Below are 19,346 nucleotides of genomic sequence, written 5' to 3' on the forward strand. Positions count from 1 at the left end.
ATTACGCGCTGCCTCTGATCAACCGTACCGCGTGCGCACAGGTGCGCACCCTACGCGTAGGTTCGACCAGGCGTAAAACTAGATGGGGAAGGGAGGAACGGCGTGGGCAAGATGCACCCACGCCGTGAGGGGGAGGGGAAATCAGCCGCGGAACGGCGTTTCGGGCACGCCCTTGACGCCTGGCCTGACCAGTACGACAGAGCCGGCCTCGGCATCGTCCGGACGCACGCCCGGGCTGATGGACGCCACCAGCAGCGTCTCCAGGTCCGGGCCGCCGAAGGTGCACATGGTCGGCTTGGTCATCGGCAGTTCGATGGTGCGATCCAGCTTGCCTTCAGGGGTGAAGCGCAGCAGGCAGGCACCGTCGTTGCCGCAGATCCAGTAGCAGCCGTCGGCATCGACCGCCGCGCCGTCGGGACGGCCGCGGTGCTGGTTCATGTCGACGAACAGTTGCTGGTTGTGCGGCATGCCGGCGTCCACGTCGTAGTCGAAACGCCAGATCAGCTGGCGCGACGCGTGCGAGTCGGACAGGTACATGGTGCGCCCGTCGGGCGACCACGCCAGGCCGTTCTGCGTCACCAGGCCGGATACCACCGGCGCGGAGATGCCGTCGGCGCTCGTGTAGCGGTACAGGCGCCCGTCGGCGCGCACGTCGGTCATCACCATCGTGCCGCTCCAGAAGCGTCCCTGGCGGTCGCAACGGCCGTCGTTAAAGCGCATGCCGGGGCCGAGCTCGGGCGGGGTGGCCAGGCGCTCGGCGGCTACCTGCCCATCGTCGCCCAGCTGCAGGCTGAAGATGCCGGTTTCCATGCCGGCGATCAGGCCGCCGCTTTCCTTCAAGCTGATGCAGGCGACCATCTCGGGCGCGTCCCAGTGGCGCAGGCGGCCCGCGCCATCCAGGCTCCAGATGCGCTTGGCCGGGATGTCGACCCAGTACCAGGCGCCTTCGCGTGCGCTCCAGATCGGGCTTTCGCCCGTGGCGCACGCGACGCCTTCGACTTTGGTTACGCGGTCCACTCAGGCTCCTTGCTCGTCAGCGTGATTTCCTTGTGCACTGGCACCAGCAGCTTCATGATGGTCCACGCGACCAGGTAGGCCAGCGCGCAGATCGTGAACATGATCATGTAGCCGGTTTCGAGGTGGCCCTTGGCGCCGTAGTAGTCGAACAGCCAGCCGCCCAGCTTGGTGATCAGCACACCGCCGATGCCGCCGGCCATGCCGCCGATGCCGACCACCGAACCCACGCAGTGTTTCGGGAACATGTCCGAGACGGTGGTGAACAGGTTGGCCGACCACGCCTGGTGCGCCGAGGCGCCCACGCCGATCAGCAGCACCGGTACCCAGAAGCTGATCGAGCCGAACGGCTGGGCCAGCAGGACCACCAGCGGGAACACGGCGATCGTCAGCATCGCTTTCATGCGGCCTTTGTAGACGCTGTCGCCACGGTTGATGAACCAGGTCGGGAGCCAGCCGCCGCCGATGCTGCCTACCATCGTCATGCTGTACAGGACGAACAGCGGGAGCGTCAGGTCAGGGGTGCTCATGCCGTAGGTCGAGGACAGGTATTTCGGCAGCCAGAACAGGAAGAACCACCAGACGCCGTCGGTCATGAATTTGCCGATGGTGAAGGCCCAGGTCTGGCGATAGGAGAGGAGCTTGAACCACGAGGTCTTGGGCGTTGCGGCGCCCACCACCGGCTCCGGCTCGGCGGCGCGGTCGCTGTTGATGTAGTCCAGCTCGGCCTTGGACAGGCGCTTTTGAATCGCCGGGTCGTCGTAGTAGAGCTGCCAGGCGATCATCCAGACGAAGCCGATCGCGCCGATCAGGATGAAGGCGGTTTGCCAGCCCCACGCTTGCGCGATCAGCGGCACCGTCAGCGGTGCCAGCACCGCGCCGATGTTGGCGCCCGAGTTGAAGATGCCGGTCGCGAACGAGCGCTCTTTCTTCGGGAAGTACTCGGCGGTGGCCTTGATCGCTGCCGGGAAGTTACCAGCTTCGCCCAGCGCCAGTACGGCACGCCCGATGATGAAGCCAGCGACCGAGACCGGCACGGCGGCCAGGCCCAGGGTGGCCAGCAGGTTGTTCACGCCATGGCCGACCGCCTCGGAATAGGCGTGGGCGACGGCGCCGATCGACCAGATGAAAATCGCGACCATGTAGGCGCGCTTGGTGCCGATTTTGTCGATCACGCGGCCGGCAAACAGCATCGAGATCGCGTAGACGAACTGGAAGGCGGCGGTGATGTTGGCGTAATCGGAGTTTGACCAGCCGAATTCCTTTGTCAAGGCTGGCGAAAGCAAGCTCAGGACTTGCCGGTCGAGATAGTTGACGGTGGTTGCAAAAAACAACAGGGCACAGACAGTCCACCTGTACTTGCCCAGGGCTTGCTGATTCATGGCCAGGCCTCTTTTGGTTATGGTTGTTGCTTTAACGGCTGGCGTCTCCGCACCAGCCGTGCCGCTTTAATGGCTTGCGGTGTTACTTAGAGACTCGCAACTCGCCATCAACCAGGCGTGCCAGATGCAGCGGATTAGCGTCCTGCAGGGCCGGCGGGAGCAGGTCTGCGGGGACGTTCTGGTAGCACACCGGACGCAGGAAACGATCGATCGCGCTCGCGCCCACCGAAGTGGTGCGGCTGTCGGACGTCGCCGGGAACGGGCCGCCGTGCACCATCGCATGCGCCACTTCGACACCGGTCGGGAAACCGTTGAACAGGATACGGCCTGCCTTGCGCTCGAGGACCGGCAGCAGGTTCGCAGCCAGTTCACGGTCGCTGGAGGTCGCATGCACGGTTGCGGTCAGCTGGCCTTCGACGTGACGCGCCACCTGCAGCAACTCGGCTTCGTCGCGGCAGCGCACGAACAGCGATGCCGGTCCGAAGATTTCGTCGCCCAGCGCCGCGTTGGCCAGGTAGGCCTGCGCTTCGCACAGGTAGATCGCAGCCTGCGCAGCGCAGCCCGCACCTTCGGCCTTGCCACGACCCAGCAGGGTCACGCCATCGATGCCGTCCAGGCGCTCGATACCGCCGGTGTAGGCCTTGTGGATGCCCGGGGTCAGCATGGTGCCTGCACCCTTGCCAGCCAGCGCGGCCACGGCGTCGCCTACGAACTGGTCGAACTCTCCGCCCGCCAGACCCAGTACCAGGCCCGGGTTGGTGCAGAATTGGCCGACGCCCAGGGTCAGCGAATCGACGAAGGCCTGCGCCAGGCCGGCGCCGCCTTGCTGCAGCGCGCCCGGCAGCATGAAGACCGGGTTCACGCTGCTCATCTCGGCGTAGACCGGGATCGGCTCGTGACGGCTGGCCGCGGTCTTCATCAGCGCGACGCCGCCCTGGCGCGAACCGGTGAAGCCGACTGCCTTGATCGCCGGGTTCGATACCAGCGCCTGGCCGACGTTGCGGCCGTCGCCGAAGATCATCGAGAACACGCCTTCCGGCATGCCGCAGTCACGCGCGGCCTGCTGCACCGCGCGGCCCACCAGTTCGGACGTGCCGGGGTGGGCGCTGTGCGCCTTGACGATCACCGGGCAGCCTGCTGCCAGGCTCGATGCGGTGTCGCCACCGGCAACCGAGAACGCCAGCGGGAAGTTCGATGCGCCGAACACGACCACCGGACCGAGGCCGATTTTCTGCAGGCGCAGGTCGGGACGCGGCGGGGTGCGCTCGGGCAGGGCCGAGTCCAGGGTCGCGTCCAGGAAGTAACCGTCGCGCACGACCTTGGCGAACAGGCGCAGCTGGTTGCAGGTGCGACCGCGCTCGCCTTCCAGGCGTGCCACCGGCAGGCCCGATTCCTGGGTGGCGCGCTCGATCAGCGCCGGGCCGATCGCCATGATGCGATCGGCGATGGTCTCGAGGAACACTGCGCGCTTCTCGAGATCGATGTTGCGGTACACGTCAAAGGCTTGTTCGGCCAACGTGCAGGCCAGCTCCACGTCCGCCGTGGTAGCCAGGCCAAACGCCGGCTCCATCTCGGCCTCGAGCGCCGGGTTCACGGCGCGCAGGCTGCCTGCGCTGCCGCGCACCGCGCGCTGGCCGATGAGCATTTCGCCCGTAATTTGCATCTTTGCTCCTTGTTGGGTTGACGGAGATTACGCGCCCTGTGCCAGGATCAGTTTGTGCAGCATGTCTTCTTCTTCCTGGGTCAGTTCGGTCAGCGGTGCGCGCACCGGACCGGCGCTGTGACCCACCAGGCGGCAGCCGGCCTTGACCATGCTGACGGCGTAGCCGCCCTTGCGGTTACGGATCTTCAGCAGCGGCAGGAAGAACTGGTCGAGCAGGCGGTCAGTGGTGGCGATGTCGCCGGCCGCGGTGGCGTGGTAGAAGTCCATTGCCAGCTTCGGGACGAAATTGAACACCGCCGAGGAGTATACCGGAGTGCCGATGGCCTTGTAGGCGGCAGCAAACACTTCCGCGGTCGGCAGGCCGCCCAGGTACGAGAAGCGGTGGCCGATACGGCGCCAGATCGAGACCATCAGTTCGATGTCGCCGATGCCGTCCTTGAAGCCGATCAGGTTCGGGCAGCGGTCAGCCAGGATCTCGAGCGAATCGGCGTCCAGGCGGCAGTTGGCGCGGTTGTAGACGACCACACCGAGGTTGGTCGATTTGCAGACCTCTTCCACGTGGCGGACCAGGCCATCCTGGCTCGCTTCGGTCAGGTAGTGCGGCAGCAGCAGCAGGCCGGCCGCGCCCTGGCGCTCGGCTTCCTGCGCGAACTGGATGGCGCTGCGGGTCGGGCCGCCGGCGCCGGCCAGGATGGGGACCTTGCCACGGCAGGTGTCAACCGCGGTCTTGATGATCGACGAGTACTCGCCGTGGGTCAGCGAGAAGAATTCGCCGGTGCCGCCGGCGGCAAACAGCGCGCTCGCGCCGAACGGTGCCAGCCATTCCAGGCGCTCGGCGTAGCCGCGCTGGTTGAAGTCGCCGTTGGCGTCAAAGTCGGTGACCGGGAAGGACAGCAGGCCGTGCGAGAGGACTTGTTTGAGTTCTTGCGGGTTCATCATCGTATGTCTCCAGTGGATGAGGGGGTGTTCAGGTTAAGAGATACGTCATCGTACAACTATGCGTGCCGATAAGCAAGCGAAAACTGCCGGCCTCGCTTAGCTTGTGGCCGATTCGATGCGTTGCTGGGCCTGGCGCAGCCGTTCGCGGCTGTTGGACAGGTGGGTGCGCATCGCGGCGCGCGCGGCCTCCTGGTCGCGGCGCGCGATGGCGTTGTAGATGTCTTCGTGTTCGTGGTGGATGCGCTGCAGGTAGTCGAGCGGCTGGTCTTGCGCCATGCCGGGCGTGTTGACGCGGGCGCGCGGGATGATGGCGCGGCCCAGCTGGCCCATGATCTCGACGAAATAGCGGTTGCCGGTGGCCTGCGCGATCAGGAGGTGGAAGCGCCTGTCGGCCTCGACCGCGATGCTGCCGCTGCTCATGCTGGCCTTCATTTCCGCCAGCGCCGCCTGCATCTGGGTCACCTGCTCGTCGGTGCGGCGCGAGGCGGCCAGCCAGGCCGCTTCGGTCTCCATGCTGATGCGCAGTTCGAGGATCGCGAGCACGTCGCGCACGGTGACGATGCTGTCGGTGCCCAGCGCCAGGCCCGGCTGCGGACGCTCGAGCACGAAGGTGCCGATGCCGTGCCGGGTTTCGACCAGGCCGGCCGCCTGCAGGCGTGAGATCGCCTCGCGCACTACGGTGCGGCTGACCCCGTGCAGACCCATGATGGCGGACTCGGTGGGCAGCTTGTCGCCCGGCTTGAGCCGGCCCTCGGCGATGCCGTGGCTGACCTCGTCAACGACGGCCTGGGCCAGGCTGCGGGGTTTTTTGCGCGGAACGGCGGCGGGGTGAGGGGCGGGTGTGCTCATCTGTCTCTTATGGGTGTAATGGGTCGACAAACTGGTAATTATACGCCGGGATTTATCGTATGATGTCGTACAACTATTTGGGTGTCAACGAGTTGGCGGACGCCCGTGCAACGTGGTCAGCGCCGTGCGACGTAGGGTGCGCACCTGTGCGCACGCGGTTCGCGAACGGTGCGTAGAGGTGTCGGTCGCACGCGGACGCAAACTTGACGCTGCCGTACCGCGTGCGCACAGGTGCGCACCCTACGCCTCCAGTCACCGGTTGTCGGCTCGCGGCGGCGGCGCTACGACGCATCGTTCGCGAACCGCGTGCGCACAGGTCCTCGGCGGCCCCGCGCCCCCTCCGCCATTGTTAAGCCGTGCGGCCTGACTCGGGCTTTGTGCTTCGTCACCCGCGCGAGAACGTGCGCGTCACGCGCTCCAGGTGCGCCCGCATCGCCTTGCGCGCGGCGGCCGGGTCGCGCTCGGCGATCGCCTGCACCACGCGCCGGTGGTCGGCCAGCGTCTCCTGCCGCAGTTCCTCGGTCTGGAAGTGCTCCTTGAGCCGGTGCCACAGCCGCCCGCGCTGGTCCCACAGGTAGTCCATCACGCCCACCAGCGCGCTGTTGCCGGTGGCGCGCGCGATGGCGCTGTGGAAGGCGCGGTCGGCCTGTTCGTTGCTCGATTTGTCGGCATGGCGCAGTTCCATGTCCTGCGCCGCCTGGAAGATGGCGTCGATCGCGCTGTCGGTCGCCACGCGCGCGGCGATCGCGGCGATCTCCGGTTCGATCAGGCGCCGCGCCGACAGCACCTCGAACGGGCCCGGCCCGGCTTCGGACAGCGCTTCGTCCGGTTCGGGCACGGAGCTGACGTAGATGCCGGAGCCGCCGCGCACTTCGATCGTGCCGCTGACCTCGAGCGCGATCAGGGCTTCGCGCAGCGAGGCGCGGCTCACGTCCAGCCGCGTGGCCAGGTCGCGTTCGGACGGCAATCGCCCGCCGGGGTGGATGCGTTCGTCGCGGATGATCTGCTGGATGCGGTCGGCAACGACCCGGTATAGCCTCGGTTCGTTGCTGGTAGTGTCTAGCAATGCGGTATGTTTTGTAGTCATTTTATCCCGTGTTGCATTTTGGTCGGCCGATCGAAAAGTGGTTAGACCAATTCTAGCAGGTGGACTAGCCAGCGATATTTTTTGCTGGCATACTTGAAGCCTTAAGCCGCTCGGCTTGCGCGCGGCCAGCAAGTTCTATCAAATGAGAGTATAGATGAGTTCAGCGTCCTCCTCCGTGACCGCTAAAGCCCCGCGCTACATCAAGATGCACGACAACGACAACGTCGCCATTGTCGTTAACGACGGCGGCCTGCCCGCCGGCTCGGTTTTCCCATGTGGTCTGACCTTGCGCGACGGCGTACCGCAAGGCCACAAGGTGGCCCTGGTCGATATCCCCGAGGGCGCTCCTGTCACCCGCTACAACGTGACGATCGGCTATGCTGCCTACGATCTGCCTGCGGGCACGTGGATCGCCGAGCCGCAGGTCAAGCTGCCGCCGGCGCGCGAACTGGACAACCTCCCGATCGCCACCCGTGTCGAAAAAGTGGTCGAACCACTTGAAGGATACACCTTCCAGGGCTTCCGTAACCCGGATGGTTCGGTCGGCACGCGCAATATCCTGGCCATCACCACCACCGTGCAGTGCGTGGCGGGCGTGGTCGACTACGCGGTCAAGCGCATCAAGGCCGAGCTGCTGCCGAAGTACCCGAACGTGGACGATGTGGTGGGCCTGGAGCACACCTACGGCTGCGGCGTGGCGATCGATGCGCCTGACGCGGCGATCCCGATCCGCACCGTGCGCAACATCAGCCTGAACCCCAATTTCGGCGGCCGCGCGATGGTCGTTTCGCTCGGCTGCGAAAAGCTGCAGCCGGCACGCCTGTTCCCGAAGGGGACGATCCCGATCAAGAGCGACGGCGAGGCGAAAGAGCCGGACCACGTGTGCCTGCAGGACGAGGGCCATGTCGGCTTCATGTCGATGATCGACTCGATCATGAAAACCGCCGAGGAGAACCTGGCGGAACTGAACAAGCGCCAGCGCGAGACCTGCCCGGCATCGGAACTGGTGGTCGGCGTGCAGTGCGGCGGCAGCGACGCGTTCTCGGGGGTGACCGCGAATCCGGCGGTGGGCTTTGCCACCGACCTGCTGGTGCGCGCCGGCGCGACCGTGATGTTCTCGGAAGTGACCGAGGTGCGCGATGGTATCGACCAGCTCACTTCGCGCGCCATCAACGACGAGGTCGCGCAGAAGATGATCGACCAGATGGCGTGGTACGACAATTACCTCAAGCGCGGCGGCGTCGACCGTAGCGCCAACACCACGCCGGGCAACAAGAAGGGCGGCTTGTCGAACATTGTCGAAAAGGCGATGGGTTCGATCGTCAAATCGGGTAGTATGCCGATCTCGGGCGTACTGGCGCCGGGCGAGAAGCTGACCCAAAAGGGCCTGATCTACGCGGCGACGCCGGCCAGCGACTTCATCTGCGGCACGCTGCAGCTGGCCGCCGGCATGAACCTGCACGTGTTCACCACTGGCCGCGGCACGCCGTACGGCCTGGCCGAGGTGCCGGTGGTGAAGGTGGCGACGCGCACCGCGCTGGCGCAGCGCTGGCACGACCTGATGGACGTGAACGCCGGCCGGATCACGACCGAGGGGGCAAGCATCGCCGACGTCGGCTGGGAGCTGTTCCAGCTGCTGCTCGACGTGGCCAGCGGCCGCAAGACCTGGGCCGAGCAGTGGAAGCTGCACAATTCGCTGGTGCTGTTCAACCCGGCGCCGGTGACCTGATTCGCCGCAATCGCCATTTTTTTGTGTACTTCGCATTAAAGACAACATGACTAACGAGACAATCAGCAAGCCGTTCAAACGAATCCTGCTCACCGGCGCCGCGGGCGGCCTGGGACGTGTCCTGCGCGAGCGTATTGGCGGCTGGGCCGACGTGGTGCGCCTGTCGGACATCGGCGAAATGGATCCGGCGCGCGCTGGCGAAGAGGTGGTCAAGTGCGACCTGTCCGACAAGGCGGCTGTGCTGAAGCTGATGGAAGGCGTGGACGCGGTGCTGCATTTCGGCGGCGTCTCGACCGAACACGCTTTCGAGGACATCGTCCAGGCCAACATCATCGGCACCTACAACCTGTATGAAGCCGCGCACAAGTGCGGCGTCAAGCGCATCGTGTTCGCCAGCTCGAACCATGCGATGGGCTTCCACCGCCAGACCGAGGTGATCGACGCCGATACGCCGGTACGTCCGGACGGCATGTACGGCATCTCCAAGTGCTTCGGCGAGAACCTGTCGCGCTACTACTTCGACCGCACCGGCCTTGAGACCGTCTGCATCCGCATCGGTTCGTCGTTCCCGGAGCCGAAGACCCGCCGCATGATGGTGACCTACCTGTCCTACGACGACCTGACCGAGCTGCTGCGCTGCTCGCTGTTCCAGCCGCGCGTGGGCCACACGATCGTGTACGGCGTGTCGAACAACCGCGAGCAGTGGTACGACAATACCAAGGCCGCGCACCTGGGCTATCGTCCGAAGGACAGCTCGGCCGCGTTCGATCACCTGTTCCCTTTGAGCGCCGAGTATCCGGCCAAGGACGACGCGTCGACGATCTACCAGGGCGGTCCGTTCGTGACCCAGGGGCCGATCTACAAAGATTGATGCTGGACAGGCTGGTAAAACCGGAATTGACCGGCTATAATACAGCCTCCTTTCCCTGATAGCTCAGTCGGTAGAGCGACGGACTGTTAATCCGCAGGTCCCTGGTTCGAGTCCAGGTCGGGGAGCCAGAATTTTTCAAGCAGAGAGCCCAGCCCTCACCGGTTGGGCTTTTTGCTTTGTATGCGCAGGGGGAATAGACGTGCCAAAGAAGAATGAAGAACTTGATCCGGAAACCTTGGAACTGATCCAGTGGTGCATCGAAGTGGAAGGCTGGCTGGTCAAGGGCGGCGCTACGGAAAAAGAGGCCCAGGACCATATCGAAGAGCAGGTGGAGTGGTTCACGGACCTGTTCTATGACGGCCTGACGCCGGAAGAAGCGGCAAAGGAAGCGCTGGCCTGAACTACATACTCACTGGTGGCGTGAGGCTCGAACGCAGGTTCCAGGTTCGAGTCCAGGTCGGGGAGCCAAAATATTGAAGGGAGCGTCGAGCAATCGCCGCTCCCTTTGTCGTTTCTGGCCGTGGCGCAAGGCAAGCACAGCATGTCCGAAAAAAGTCTACAAATTTCCGACATTCATGCGACGCGGTACCAAAAGTAACTGCACCGTATTGACCTAACTCAAGGATTTGGTTGTCAATACGATCAAGTCGGATTAATCTTCTGTTAATCCAACTTGAATACCCGGCCCGTGAAAAATTTCAATCAAGAACTACGCCGACTCGTCCTGCCGCTGCTGCTGGCATTGTCGACTGCCGGATGCGTGATCGCCGCCGGCGGCAAGGATGCCCAGCCGACCAATCGTGGCGGCACCGAGACGTCTGGCGCCACCTACTGCCAGCAGTCGGATGACGGCAGGATGGTCGCGTGCGGCGGCAAGGCGACCTATTGCCAGCAATCGTCGGACGGCAATATGGTCGCTTGTGGCGGATTGGCCACTTATTGCCAAAAGTCTTCGAATGGAAAATCGGTCGCCTGTGGTGGGTTGGCCGCCCATTGCCAACGCTCCGACGACGGCAAACAGGTCGCATGCGGTGGCGGCCGCTAGGATCGCGCAAGTTAGGGTAGGGAACTTACCCAAGAAACTTGGACTGACCGCATTCGCAGTGCTACATTGAGTTAAAAGACTTTGGTCTTGAAGGGGGAGCGTTATGGGCAGCAGCATTTCGCAGGCGTGCAGTAAACTCCTCGCTGACACGCGGCATTACGCGCCGATGTACGGCCACCGGCAGGCCAATCACCTGCCGATGGCATTGGTCGCGCTGGACCGGCTCGGCGCGGATCCTCCCACCTTGAGCGGATTCGCGGAGCGCTACGTGCGGCGGCTGCGGCTCAGGCCTGCGGCGCGTGCCGCGCTCGATCCGCATGAATATCTGGGCAGCGCCGACGACTTCGCCCGCTTTGCGGCGTTTTTTGAGCAGCGCATCAGTGAGTCCGGGCTTGACGCGGTGTTGCGCGACTGGATGCCAGTGTTGATGCCGGGCCTTGCCGGTGCGGCCTTTCATGCGCTGATCCGGTTTGGCTATGCGGTCGACACGGCGATCGAGGGTGAGATCGCGCATGCGTTGGCATTTTGGGCCAGCGAATACGTCTGCCTGCCTTTGTCGCTCGATCCGGCACAGGGCACGCTCGAGGAGATCGCGGTGCGGCTGCGTTCCAGGGTGGCCAGCTATACGCTGGAGCCAGGGATCATCACCGACAAGTTGCTGGAAATCTCCTGGCATCCCGCGCTGGCGGGGCCGGTGCTGCAGCCAAAAGAGCCGCCGGGGCTGGAGCAGATTGCGCGCTTTGCGCTCGAGGCCTACCGCAAGCACGCGGACTTTACGCTGCTGCACGTGCTCATTGCCTGCCATGCCTTCCGGCTGGCGCTGCCCTACGCGAGCGACAAGGCGCTTGCGCTGCGCTACATGTGGCAGGGTGCGCTGGTCGCCTATCTCACCGTCGTGCCGCCGGCCCAGCCAGGTGAGCAAGACCTTTTGCCAGACGCAGAACTCACGGAGCGGGACATCGCGGCGCTGGCGATGCGGGCCGAGGACGACCACGTGACGAGGCTGTGCTATGCGGCATTGTCCGAGTGGCGCCAATACGGCGAGCCTGCATACCTGCAGGTGGCGGCGCGTTCACTGGCGCAGGCCGGACTGCTCGATTCCTGATGGGCCGGCCACGGCCCGCATAGTCCCCACCCCATCCTCTATCCGGGGAACGCAGCGATCTGCCCGATGCGCAGGTCCGTCACGCTGTCCTTTTCCTGCCGGCGGTCTGGGTACGCGAATAAAACCCCGAAGGCTTTTTCGCTACCCAGTTGATGAAGTTGCGGATGACCTCGTGTTCGCGCAGCGCCTCCCAAGTGTGATATTCACGCAGCAGTTCACGCTCAGTGAACACCGAGTGGATCTTGCGGTGGCAGATTTTATGGATGGGGAACTGGTCTTTTCCCTTGAACGTTTTCGGGATCAGGTGGTGGCGGTCGATGTTCACCGTCCCCAGCTCCCGGCCGCACAGCGGACAGTTTTGTTCGGACACGTAGACCTCTCAAATATCGGCAAGCCCGTTCAATGGTGGCGCTGGTTGGCGCGCATTGCAAGGTGGGCCCGCATCAGTCCTTATGCGTTGCGTATGCACGCGCACGATTGCCGACATCGCTTTGTTAAATTGTGGTCTAGAATCAAACTTACCGTTTTACAATGGTTCTCCGGACATAAACATTGCGCTGGAAAAAATGATCGAACACGATTTTAGCCACTGCTCCGTTTTGCTGATCGACGACGAACCGTTCGCGCAGAACATGATCGAGCACAGTTTGCAGGAGTGCGCCCCCTACGCGCTGCACTACGAAGCGAATCCGGCGCGGGCCGTCCAGGTGGCAAAGCAAGCCGGGGCGACGGTGGTGCTGGTCGACCTGCGCATGCCGGACCTGGACGGTTTCGAGGTCACGCGCCGTCTGCGCGCCGACCGTGACACCGAGCACATCCCCGTCATGCTGTTGTCCTCCGAAGACGATCCTGAGATCAAGGCCAAGGGCTTTGCGGCCGGCGCCAACGATTACCTGGTCAAGTGGCCCGACCGGCGCGAACTGGTGGCGCGCGTGCGCTACCACAGCGATGCCAGCCTCGCGCGGCGCCAGCGCGACGCCGCCTTCGTCTCGCTGCGCCACAGCCAGGAACAGCTGGCGGCCAGCCAGACGGCCTTGTACCAGGTGCAGAAGATGGAGGCGATCGGCAAGCTGACGGGCGGCGTGGCGCACGACTTTAACAACGTCTTGCAGATTATCTCCGGCAACCTGCAGCTGCTCCAGCTGACCGGGGGCCTGAACGAGGCCGCACGCGCGCGGGTGGAAATGGCGCTGGCCGGCGTCGAGCGCGGCGCCAAGCTGGCGTCGCACCTGCTCGCGTTCGCACGCCGCCATCCGCTGCAGGCGGTGGTGATCGATCCCGGTGAGCTGCTGGGCGAGATGGACGAGATCATACGCCGCGTGCTGGGCGCGCGTGCGCGCGTGGCAGCCGAGATCGAGGCCGGCCTGTGGAACGTCATGGTCGATCCCAACCAGTTCAACAACGTGCTGCTGAACCTGGCGATCAATGCGCGCGACGCGATGGATGGCGGCGGCACGCTCACGATCCGTGCCGCCAATGCCGGCCCGGGCAGTGCCTTGCCGCCTGAGATGCCGGCGCGCGAATATGTGCTGATCGAAATGTCCGACACCGGCCGCGGCATGGCGCCCGAAGTACTGCAGCGCGCCTTCGAGCCGTTTTTCACCACCAAGCCAACCGGGCAGGGGACTGGCCTGGGCCTGTCGATGGTCTATGGTTTCGTCAAGCAATCGGGCGGCGAGATCGTCCTCACGAGCAGCGTGGGCGCCGGCACCAGCGTCAAGATCTACCTGCCCCGGAGCGCTGTCGGGCCGTGCGCGCACGATGACCAGGCGAACCAGCCGCTGTCCGGCGGCGGCGAGACCATCCTGGTGGTGGAAGACGAGCCGGGCGTGCGCAGCCCGACCTGCGGCATCCTGTCCGGCCTCGGCTACCAGGTGCTGGAGGCCGTCGATGCCGCCGGGGCGCTCGAAATCATCGACAGCGGTCGCCGGATCGACCTGGTGTTCACGGATGTGATCATGCCAGGCTCGGTCAGCAGTCTGCAGCTGGCCAAGGTGCTGCGCGAAAAGCTGCCCGACGCGCAGATCCTGTACACCTCGGGGTGTGCGGAGGGCGTGCTCGCGCACGAGGGCAAGCTGGAACCAGGCGTGCATCTGTTGCAAAAGCCCTATCACTCCGATACGCTCTGCAACCGTATCCGTCACTTGCTGCGCCAGCGCGGCGCGAAGCCAGGTTGAACTGGACAGAGCGGTTGCTGCGCACATGGTTGACAGGGTGGAACGGCAAATTGTGAGATAATCTTTTTTCCGTGAAACAGTCTTCCCTACCTTTCACGGCCGTAATGTCGGCGACGACGTTGTGGTGTCGAATAGTTTTGTCGTACTTGTGCCGCTGCCAGGCAGCCTGCCGCCCAAGGGTGTGGCCACTGTTGCCGCTTGGCGAATATGATAGGAAGTATTCAGCCAAAGGAAGGCCAGAAGGCCCCATGAGAAGGCCCCATGAATAATCGCCTAGCCACCCGACCACACATGACTGACGAACAAAGGTTCGCGTACCTGATCGCCGGGATTCGGGACTATGCGATCTACATGCTCGATCCGAACGGGTATGTGAGCAGCTGGAACGCCGGCGCCCAACGCTTCAAAGGCTACACGGCCGAGGAAATCGTCGGCCAGCATTTCTCGCGTTTTTACACTGAGGAAGAACGGGCGGCCGGCGAGCCGGCGCGCGCGCTGTCGATCGCCCAGGCCGAAGGCAAATACGAGGCCGAGGGCTGGCGTGTCCGCAAGGATGGCACGCGCTTCTGGGCCAACGTGGTGATCGACCCGATCTACGACAACAGAGGCGAGCTGGTCGGCTTTGCCAAGGTGACGCGCGACGTGACCGAAAGCAAGAAGGCGCTCGACGCGCTGCGCGACAGCGAGCAGCGCTTCCGCCTGCTGGTGCAGGGGGTGACCGACTATGCGATCTACATGCTCTCGCCCGAGGGCCTGATCACGAACTGGAATGTGGGCGCCGAGCGCATCAAGGGCTACAGCTACGACGAGATCATCGGCCAGCACTTCTCCCGTTTCTATACAGACGAGGACCGCGCCGTTGGGACACCGGAGCATGCGCTGCAGACTGCGGCCAGGGTTGGCCGCTACGAGTCCGAAGGCTGGCGCGTGCGCAAGGACGGCACCCGGTTCTGGGCGCATGTGGTGGTGGACGCGGTGCGCAGCGAAGCGGGCGAGCTGGTCGGCTTTGCCAAGATCACGCGCGACCTGACTGAGAAGAAAGCGGCCGAGGAGGCGCTGGCGGAGGCCAACCGCGCGCTGTTCCAGTCGCAGAAGATGGAATCGATCGGCCAGCTTACCGGCGGCATCGCGCACGACATCAACAACCTGCTGTCGGTGCTGGCCAGCGGCCTGGAGGTGCTGACCCTGCGCCGCAAGGACAGCGGCGATGCCAAGACCTTCGAGAGCATGCGCCGCGCGATCGACCGCGGCGCCACCCTGACCCAGCAACTGCTGGCGTTCGCGCGCCAGCAGCCGCTGCGCGCCGAGGCGCGCAACATCAACCGCCTGATCTCGGGCTTCGAATCGGTGCTGCGCCGCGCCGGCAACGCGTCGATCGAGTTCGCGCTCGACCTCGACCCGCACCTGCACAGCGCGGTGCTCGACAGCGCCCGCTTCGAGTCCGCGCTCCTGAACCTGGTGGTCAACGCGCGCGACGCGATGCCGCTCGGCGGGCGCCTGACCGTCTCGACCCGCAACGTCACGCTGGCCGAGCGCGAAGTCGGCACGCTCGCGGCCGGCACGTACGCCAAGGTCACGGTGAGCGACACCGGCACCGGCATGCCGGCCGACGTGGCGTCGCGTGCGTTCGAGCCATTCTTTACGACCAAGGAGGTCGGCAAAGGCACCGGCCTGGGCCTGTCGCAGGTGTACGGGTTCATCAAGCAGTCCGGCGGCGAGATCGTGATCGACTCGGTGCTGGGTGAAGGCACGGCCATGTCGATCTATCTGCCGGCGGTGGAGCAGGGCGGCACTGCGGCACCCGTGAACGTGAACGAGCGGGTGCTGATCGTCGAGGACGAGCCGGACCTCATAGACGTGGCCGCTTCACTGTTCATCAACATGGGGTATGAGGTCACGACTGCCGCCAGCGCGCAGGATGCGATCAAGACCCTGGCGAACCAGCAGATCGACATCCTGTTCACGGACGTCATCATGCCGGACGAAATGAACGGGATCGAGCTTGCGGCCTTCACGCGCGAGCATTACCCGGCGGTCAAGGTCATTCTCGCCTCCGGCTATCCGCTGCCGGCGCTGAAGATGAAACACGCGGACCTGCACGATTTCGCTTTCGTGAACAAACCTTACCGGCTGGCCGACCTGGCGCGCGCGCTGCGCACCGCGGCCTGATGGCGTGGGCGTGCTGATCTTGGTCGCCGTGCGCAATACGGATTGACCCGCTCCGCGTCCACGCAATACGGATTGACCCGCAACGCATCCCGTAGGGTGTGCAGCTTTGCTGCGCACGCGGTTTGCGAACGCAGCCGGTTCGCAAGGTAGCCGCAAGCCAGGACACGGTGCCCGCGTGCGCACAGGGCATCAAAGGCCCCGCGCCCCCTACGCACCCGGTTAGCCGTACGGTCCGGCTCGCGTTTTGTGCCTAATTAGCGCGGCGCGGTCTACAGGCCAAAAATGATGTCGCTGATCCGGTCGTAAACCGGATCGGCTGACGGCCCCGGATTAGGCCAGTTCAGGATGTCGAAGTGGTCGTATCCCGGATAGTTGCCCAGGAAGTTCCACACACCCCGTATCGAACTGCCGTCGTAGTCGCGCACCGGATGGCCGCTGGGCGCGCGCATGCTGTTGGTGTTGACCACGCCGTCGTTGACAAACCAGTCGCTGTCTACCCGAACCCGCCCGGCCGCGTGCTGCGTGTAGCCGCCCATGCCGTGCTGGTTCACTGCGCCGACGATCCATTCACCGGCGAACAGCTTGAAGTAGGGGATCATGTCGGCGCGCGGATACTGGTAGGCGCTGTTCTGGATGGGGGCCAGCACGCGGTCGGTTCCGTTGCAGCACCACGCCCCGGCTTCGGTTGCCTGCGTGCCGATCGAGAAGTAGTAGACGTACGGCGAGGTCTGGGCCCACAGATTGAAGTCGCGTGCGCCGTCCGGTGCCATCTCCCACCGGGTCATGCTGGTGTCGAGCCAGTCGCGCAGCGGCGAGTGCAGGTTCGGCAGGAAGTCGAGCACCGCGTCGGGCAGCGTGGTGCCATTGTGGGGGGACGAGATCGTGGTCACGCTCTTGATCCAGCCGATCTTGCCTCCCTTGTACAACTCGCCGCCGCCTTCGTCGCCGTCCGGTGAGCCGTGTTCCAGCAATTGAATAAGCGCGCGGATCGTGGTGCCGCCCTGGCTGTGGCCGATCATGTGGATCGGGTGACTGGCGTCCCAGGCAGGGTAGAACGCGAGCGGGTAGTGGTGCGGGTTGTGGTCAGGATCGGCGGCCCAGCACTTGCCCGCCGGTTTCTGGACCTGTCCGGGCAGGCCCTGGTGCGCCACGTGGGTGGCGCCGTAATCGACACAGCCGCCCTTGATCTGCGCGTACAGCTCGGCCGCGCGATCCCAGTTGGAACTGATCGCGCCGACGCCGGCGGCATAGACGGCGTGCGGACCCTTGTAGACCTGCATGTGGGCCGCGATGTCGCCGTAGCCGCCCCAGTACTTGAAACCGGAAGCCTTGAACTGGTCGGGGCCGAAGCCGAGAAATCCGTGCACCAGCACGACCGGATCATTGTTCGTGGCCAGGGCCGATTGCGCCGGGCACAGCGCGGCGAGCACGAGCAGGGCGGCGGCCAGGCCTGCGGAAAAACGCGACATGTTGCTCTCTCCATCGAATGCAGCAGGACTCTCATTGTCGGAGCTGAGCAGTGCGCGGGATTTGTGCTAAATCGGTAAAGCCGAAAAACGATCCCGGCCGTGCGCGCGGTTGGTGCGAAAGTTGCTTGACAGCGTCAGTTTTGCCTCGCGCGATGTCGCAGAAGCACGAAACTGCGTAAAGAAGGGGAAAGTAGGGGGGCGCGCGGTATGACAAATGCAGTGTAGCGAAGCGAAATCGCAGTCAGCGGCGGTGACAGATGCGTAGGGGGCGCGGGGCCGCCGAGGACCTGTGCGCACGCGGTACGGTGGCCGATAGTTGGCGTCTGCACACGCACGTGGTGCGTGCATGTACCGGCCAACCGTATTGCGACGCGTGATACCGGAGCCAACGATATTCGACCGTACCGCGTGCGCACGGGTGCGCACCCTACGGCCGTACTATCGTCAGTTACCCTTCGCCAAAGCGGTACCCCCCACGGCGCCGTTGGCGGTCGCGGCGCCATTGTCCGGCGTGAGCGATGCCGTCACGGCAGCCTTCTCGGCAGCGTCGATCCTGTCGCCGTTCCAGACCACCTTCTCGTCCACCGAGTACAGCTTGCACGGCTGGCTGCTCTTGGCCGAGCAGGTCGCCAGCGCGCGCGCGTCCGGGTCTTCGCCTTCCTCGGCCCAGCACCAGGCGCCGCTGGGCGAGATCGCGAAAGCGCGCGGCGTCATCTTGGTCAGGTATTCGCGGTAAGCGCCGCGCCCGGATTGGGACAGGAAGGGCACCGAGTCGACATCGTCGATCTTGGCGAAGTTGGTCTCGGCCGGGCTCGGCGCTTCCGGAATGTCGTACAGCACCTTGGTCGGCATGCCGACCTGCTGCAGGAACTGCTCGGTATCGGCCAGCCATACCTTTTCGCCGTCGCGGCTGGCAACCATGCCATGCGAATCGCGCTTGAACGCCGGGTATTCGACCAGGCGGCCCCTGCCGCCATTCTGGACATAGGCGTCGTGCATGCGCGCGGCCAGGTCCGGCCCGAACAGCGAGTCGTTCTCGCCATACATCCACAGGCTCGGCAGCCTGGCCTTGCTGCCGTATTCGCCAAACGCCGACACCAGCGCCGAGCGCCAGCCGCAGTTGTTCGAATCGTCGCGCAGGCCGCCGGCGAAATTGATCAGGCCGCGCACGCCGGGCAGATCGCGCGTGCCCAGCGCGATCGTCGCCAGGCCGCCGTACGACTGGCCGGCGATCACGATACGGTCGCGGTCGACCCACGGCTGGGCGCGCGCATACTCGAGCGTGGACAGGATATCCTCGGCCTGGGCGTAGCCGTTGGCCGTCATGTCGCAGCCGTGGTCGTGGTAGCGTCCGGTCGAGTTGGCAAAGCCCTGGCGCATCGGCACCATCACCGCATAGCCGCGTTTCACGAACGCCATGGCCATGTGGTAGAAACGATCGCGCGGCTGCAGGTTGGGGCGGCCGGGATCCTTGCCGTGGTTCAGGATCAGGAGCGGAAACGGCCCCGGCCCGTTGGGCTGGAACACGGTCGTTTCAAGCATCGCCTGATGGTTCCGGCCGGCGGGCACCAGCTCGATGTGTTCGTTGAGGCGGTAGTCGAGCTGAAGTTCTTGTTCGATTGCCAAGCCTGGCAGCAGCGCGAGGCTGGCAAGAAGTGCGGTGGTAAGTTTGCGAACAGATGGTCGTACTCTAAACATGGAAACTCTCGAGTGCGGCCCGCCGTTGGAGCGATATCGCTGGCGGTTGGGGACTGATTGCTCAGGGGAATAATTGATTCTAAGCAGCCAGATTTTCGAGAGCAATATCCGTTTAGGCAATTCCCAGAGATAAATCTACGCGTGTGGCC

Annotated in this window: 16 protein-coding genes and 1 tRNA gene; 8 read left to right on the forward strand and 9 right to left on the reverse strand. The window is 64.6% G+C overall.

Annotation, left to right across the window (positions count from 1 at the left end; all coding sequences use genetic code 11):
* Positions 1-141: 141 nt before the first annotated feature.
* The 6 genes from E4O92_RS23465 to E4O92_RS23490 all read right to left on the reverse strand — a co-directional run bounded on the left by E4O92_RS23465 (position 142) and on the right by E4O92_RS23490 (position 6,934).
* Positions 142-1,017: an SMP-30/gluconolactonase/LRE family protein gene (locus E4O92_RS23465; RefSeq protein WP_135192061.1), complete on the reverse strand. Its 876-nt coding sequence runs from the start codon at positions 1,015-1,017 to the stop codon at positions 142-144.
* On the reverse strand, positions 1,005-2,396 hold the full coding sequence (locus E4O92_RS23470) for an MFS transporter (RefSeq protein ID WP_135192062.1): 1,392 nt from the start codon (positions 2,394-2,396) through the stop codon (positions 1,005-1,007). The genes E4O92_RS23465 and E4O92_RS23470 overlap by 13 nt, the downstream gene beginning before the upstream one ends.
* 82 nt (positions 2,397-2,478) lie before the next feature.
* On the reverse strand, positions 2,479-4,059 hold the full coding sequence (locus E4O92_RS23475) for an aldehyde dehydrogenase (NADP(+)) (RefSeq protein ID WP_135192063.1): 1,581 nt from the start codon (positions 4,057-4,059) through the stop codon (positions 2,479-2,481).
* A gap of 27 nt (positions 4,060-4,086) precedes the next feature.
* A complete protein-coding gene (gene kdgD / locus E4O92_RS23480; protein WP_135192103.1) occupies positions 4,087-4,995 on the reverse strand; it encodes a 5-dehydro-4-deoxyglucarate dehydratase in 909 nt (302 codons plus the stop codon).
* A gap of 99 nt (positions 4,996-5,094) precedes the next feature.
* On the reverse strand, positions 5,095-5,847 hold the full coding sequence (locus E4O92_RS23485) for a FadR/GntR family transcriptional regulator (RefSeq protein WP_135192064.1): 753 nt from the start codon (positions 5,845-5,847) through the stop codon (positions 5,095-5,097).
* A 385-nt stretch (positions 5,848-6,232) separates the two neighbouring features.
* On the reverse strand, positions 6,233-6,934 hold the full coding sequence (locus tag E4O92_RS23490) for a FadR/GntR family transcriptional regulator (RefSeq protein ID WP_135192065.1): 702 nt from the start codon (positions 6,932-6,934) through the stop codon (positions 6,233-6,235).
* Positions 6,935-7,088: 154 nt separating this feature from the next.
* On the opposite strand from E4O92_RS23490, the gene garD reads away from it, so the two are divergent.
* The 6 genes from garD (at position 7,089) to E4O92_RS23520 (ending at position 11,684) form a co-directional block, all read left to right on the forward strand.
* The gene (gene garD, locus E4O92_RS23495; RefSeq protein ID WP_135192066.1) at positions 7,089-8,663 is read left to right on the forward strand and encodes a galactarate dehydratase; all 1,575 of its coding nucleotides are present in this window, start codon (positions 7,089-7,091) and stop codon (positions 8,661-8,663) included.
* 46 nt (positions 8,664-8,709) lie between these two features.
* On the forward strand, positions 8,710-9,534 hold the full coding sequence (locus E4O92_RS23500) for an NAD-dependent epimerase/dehydratase family protein (RefSeq protein WP_135192067.1): 825 nt from the start codon (positions 8,710-8,712) through the stop codon (positions 9,532-9,534).
* A gap of 52 nt (positions 9,535-9,586) precedes the next feature.
* A tRNA-Asn gene (locus E4O92_RS23505) sits at positions 9,587-9,662 on the forward strand.
* Positions 9,663-9,733: 71 nt separating this feature from the next.
* Complete coding sequence (locus E4O92_RS23510; RefSeq protein WP_135192068.1) at positions 9,734-9,934, forward strand: hypothetical protein; 201 nt, start codon at positions 9,734-9,736, stop codon at positions 9,932-9,934.
* Positions 9,935-10,222: 288 nt separating this feature from the next.
* Positions 10,223-10,579, forward strand: a complete 357-nt coding sequence (locus E4O92_RS23515) for a hypothetical protein (RefSeq protein ID WP_135192069.1) — start codon at positions 10,223-10,225, stop codon at positions 10,577-10,579.
* A 103-nt stretch (positions 10,580-10,682) separates the two neighbouring features.
* Positions 10,683-11,684, forward strand: a complete 1,002-nt coding sequence (locus E4O92_RS23520) for a questin oxidase family protein (RefSeq protein ID WP_135192070.1) — start codon at positions 10,683-10,685, stop codon at positions 11,682-11,684.
* Between the two features lie 79 nt (positions 11,685-11,763).
* On the opposite strand, the gene E4O92_RS23525 is transcribed toward E4O92_RS23520, so the two are convergent.
* Entirely contained in the window at positions 11,764-12,054 is a 291-nt protein-coding gene (locus E4O92_RS23525) for an HNH endonuclease signature motif containing protein (protein WP_229483698.1), read from the reverse strand.
* A 196-nt stretch (positions 12,055-12,250) separates the two neighbouring features.
* Between E4O92_RS23525 and E4O92_RS23530 the strand changes: the two genes are divergently transcribed.
* Both E4O92_RS23530 and E4O92_RS23535 read left to right on the forward strand, forming a co-directional pair.
* Entirely contained in the window at positions 12,251-13,861 is a 1,611-nt protein-coding gene (locus tag E4O92_RS23530) for a response regulator (RefSeq protein WP_135192071.1), read from the forward strand.
* 291 nt (positions 13,862-14,152) lie between these two features.
* Positions 14,153-16,030: a hybrid sensor histidine kinase/response regulator gene (locus E4O92_RS23535; RefSeq protein ID WP_229483700.1), complete on the forward strand. Its 1,878-nt coding sequence runs from the start codon at positions 14,153-14,155 to the stop codon at positions 16,028-16,030.
* A gap of 269 nt (positions 16,031-16,299) precedes the next feature.
* On the opposite strand, the gene E4O92_RS23540 is transcribed toward E4O92_RS23535, so the two are convergent.
* Together E4O92_RS23540 and E4O92_RS23545 are read right to left on the reverse strand one after the other, a co-directional pair.
* Entirely contained in the window at positions 16,300-17,499 is a 1,200-nt protein-coding gene (locus E4O92_RS23540) for an esterase/lipase family protein (RefSeq protein ID WP_135192073.1), read from the reverse strand.
* 444 nt (positions 17,500-17,943) lie between these two features.
* Positions 17,944-19,125 carry a dienelactone hydrolase family protein gene (locus E4O92_RS23545; RefSeq protein ID WP_229483710.1) on the reverse strand — a complete coding sequence of 394 codons (1,182 nt, stop codon included), beginning with the start codon at positions 19,123-19,125 and terminating at the stop codon, positions 17,944-17,946.
* Positions 19,126-19,346 lie beyond the last annotated feature (221 nt).

This window comes from Massilia horti (assembly GCF_004614195.1).
Lineage (GTDB): Bacteria > Pseudomonadota > Gammaproteobacteria > Burkholderiales > Burkholderiaceae_D > Telluria > Telluria horti.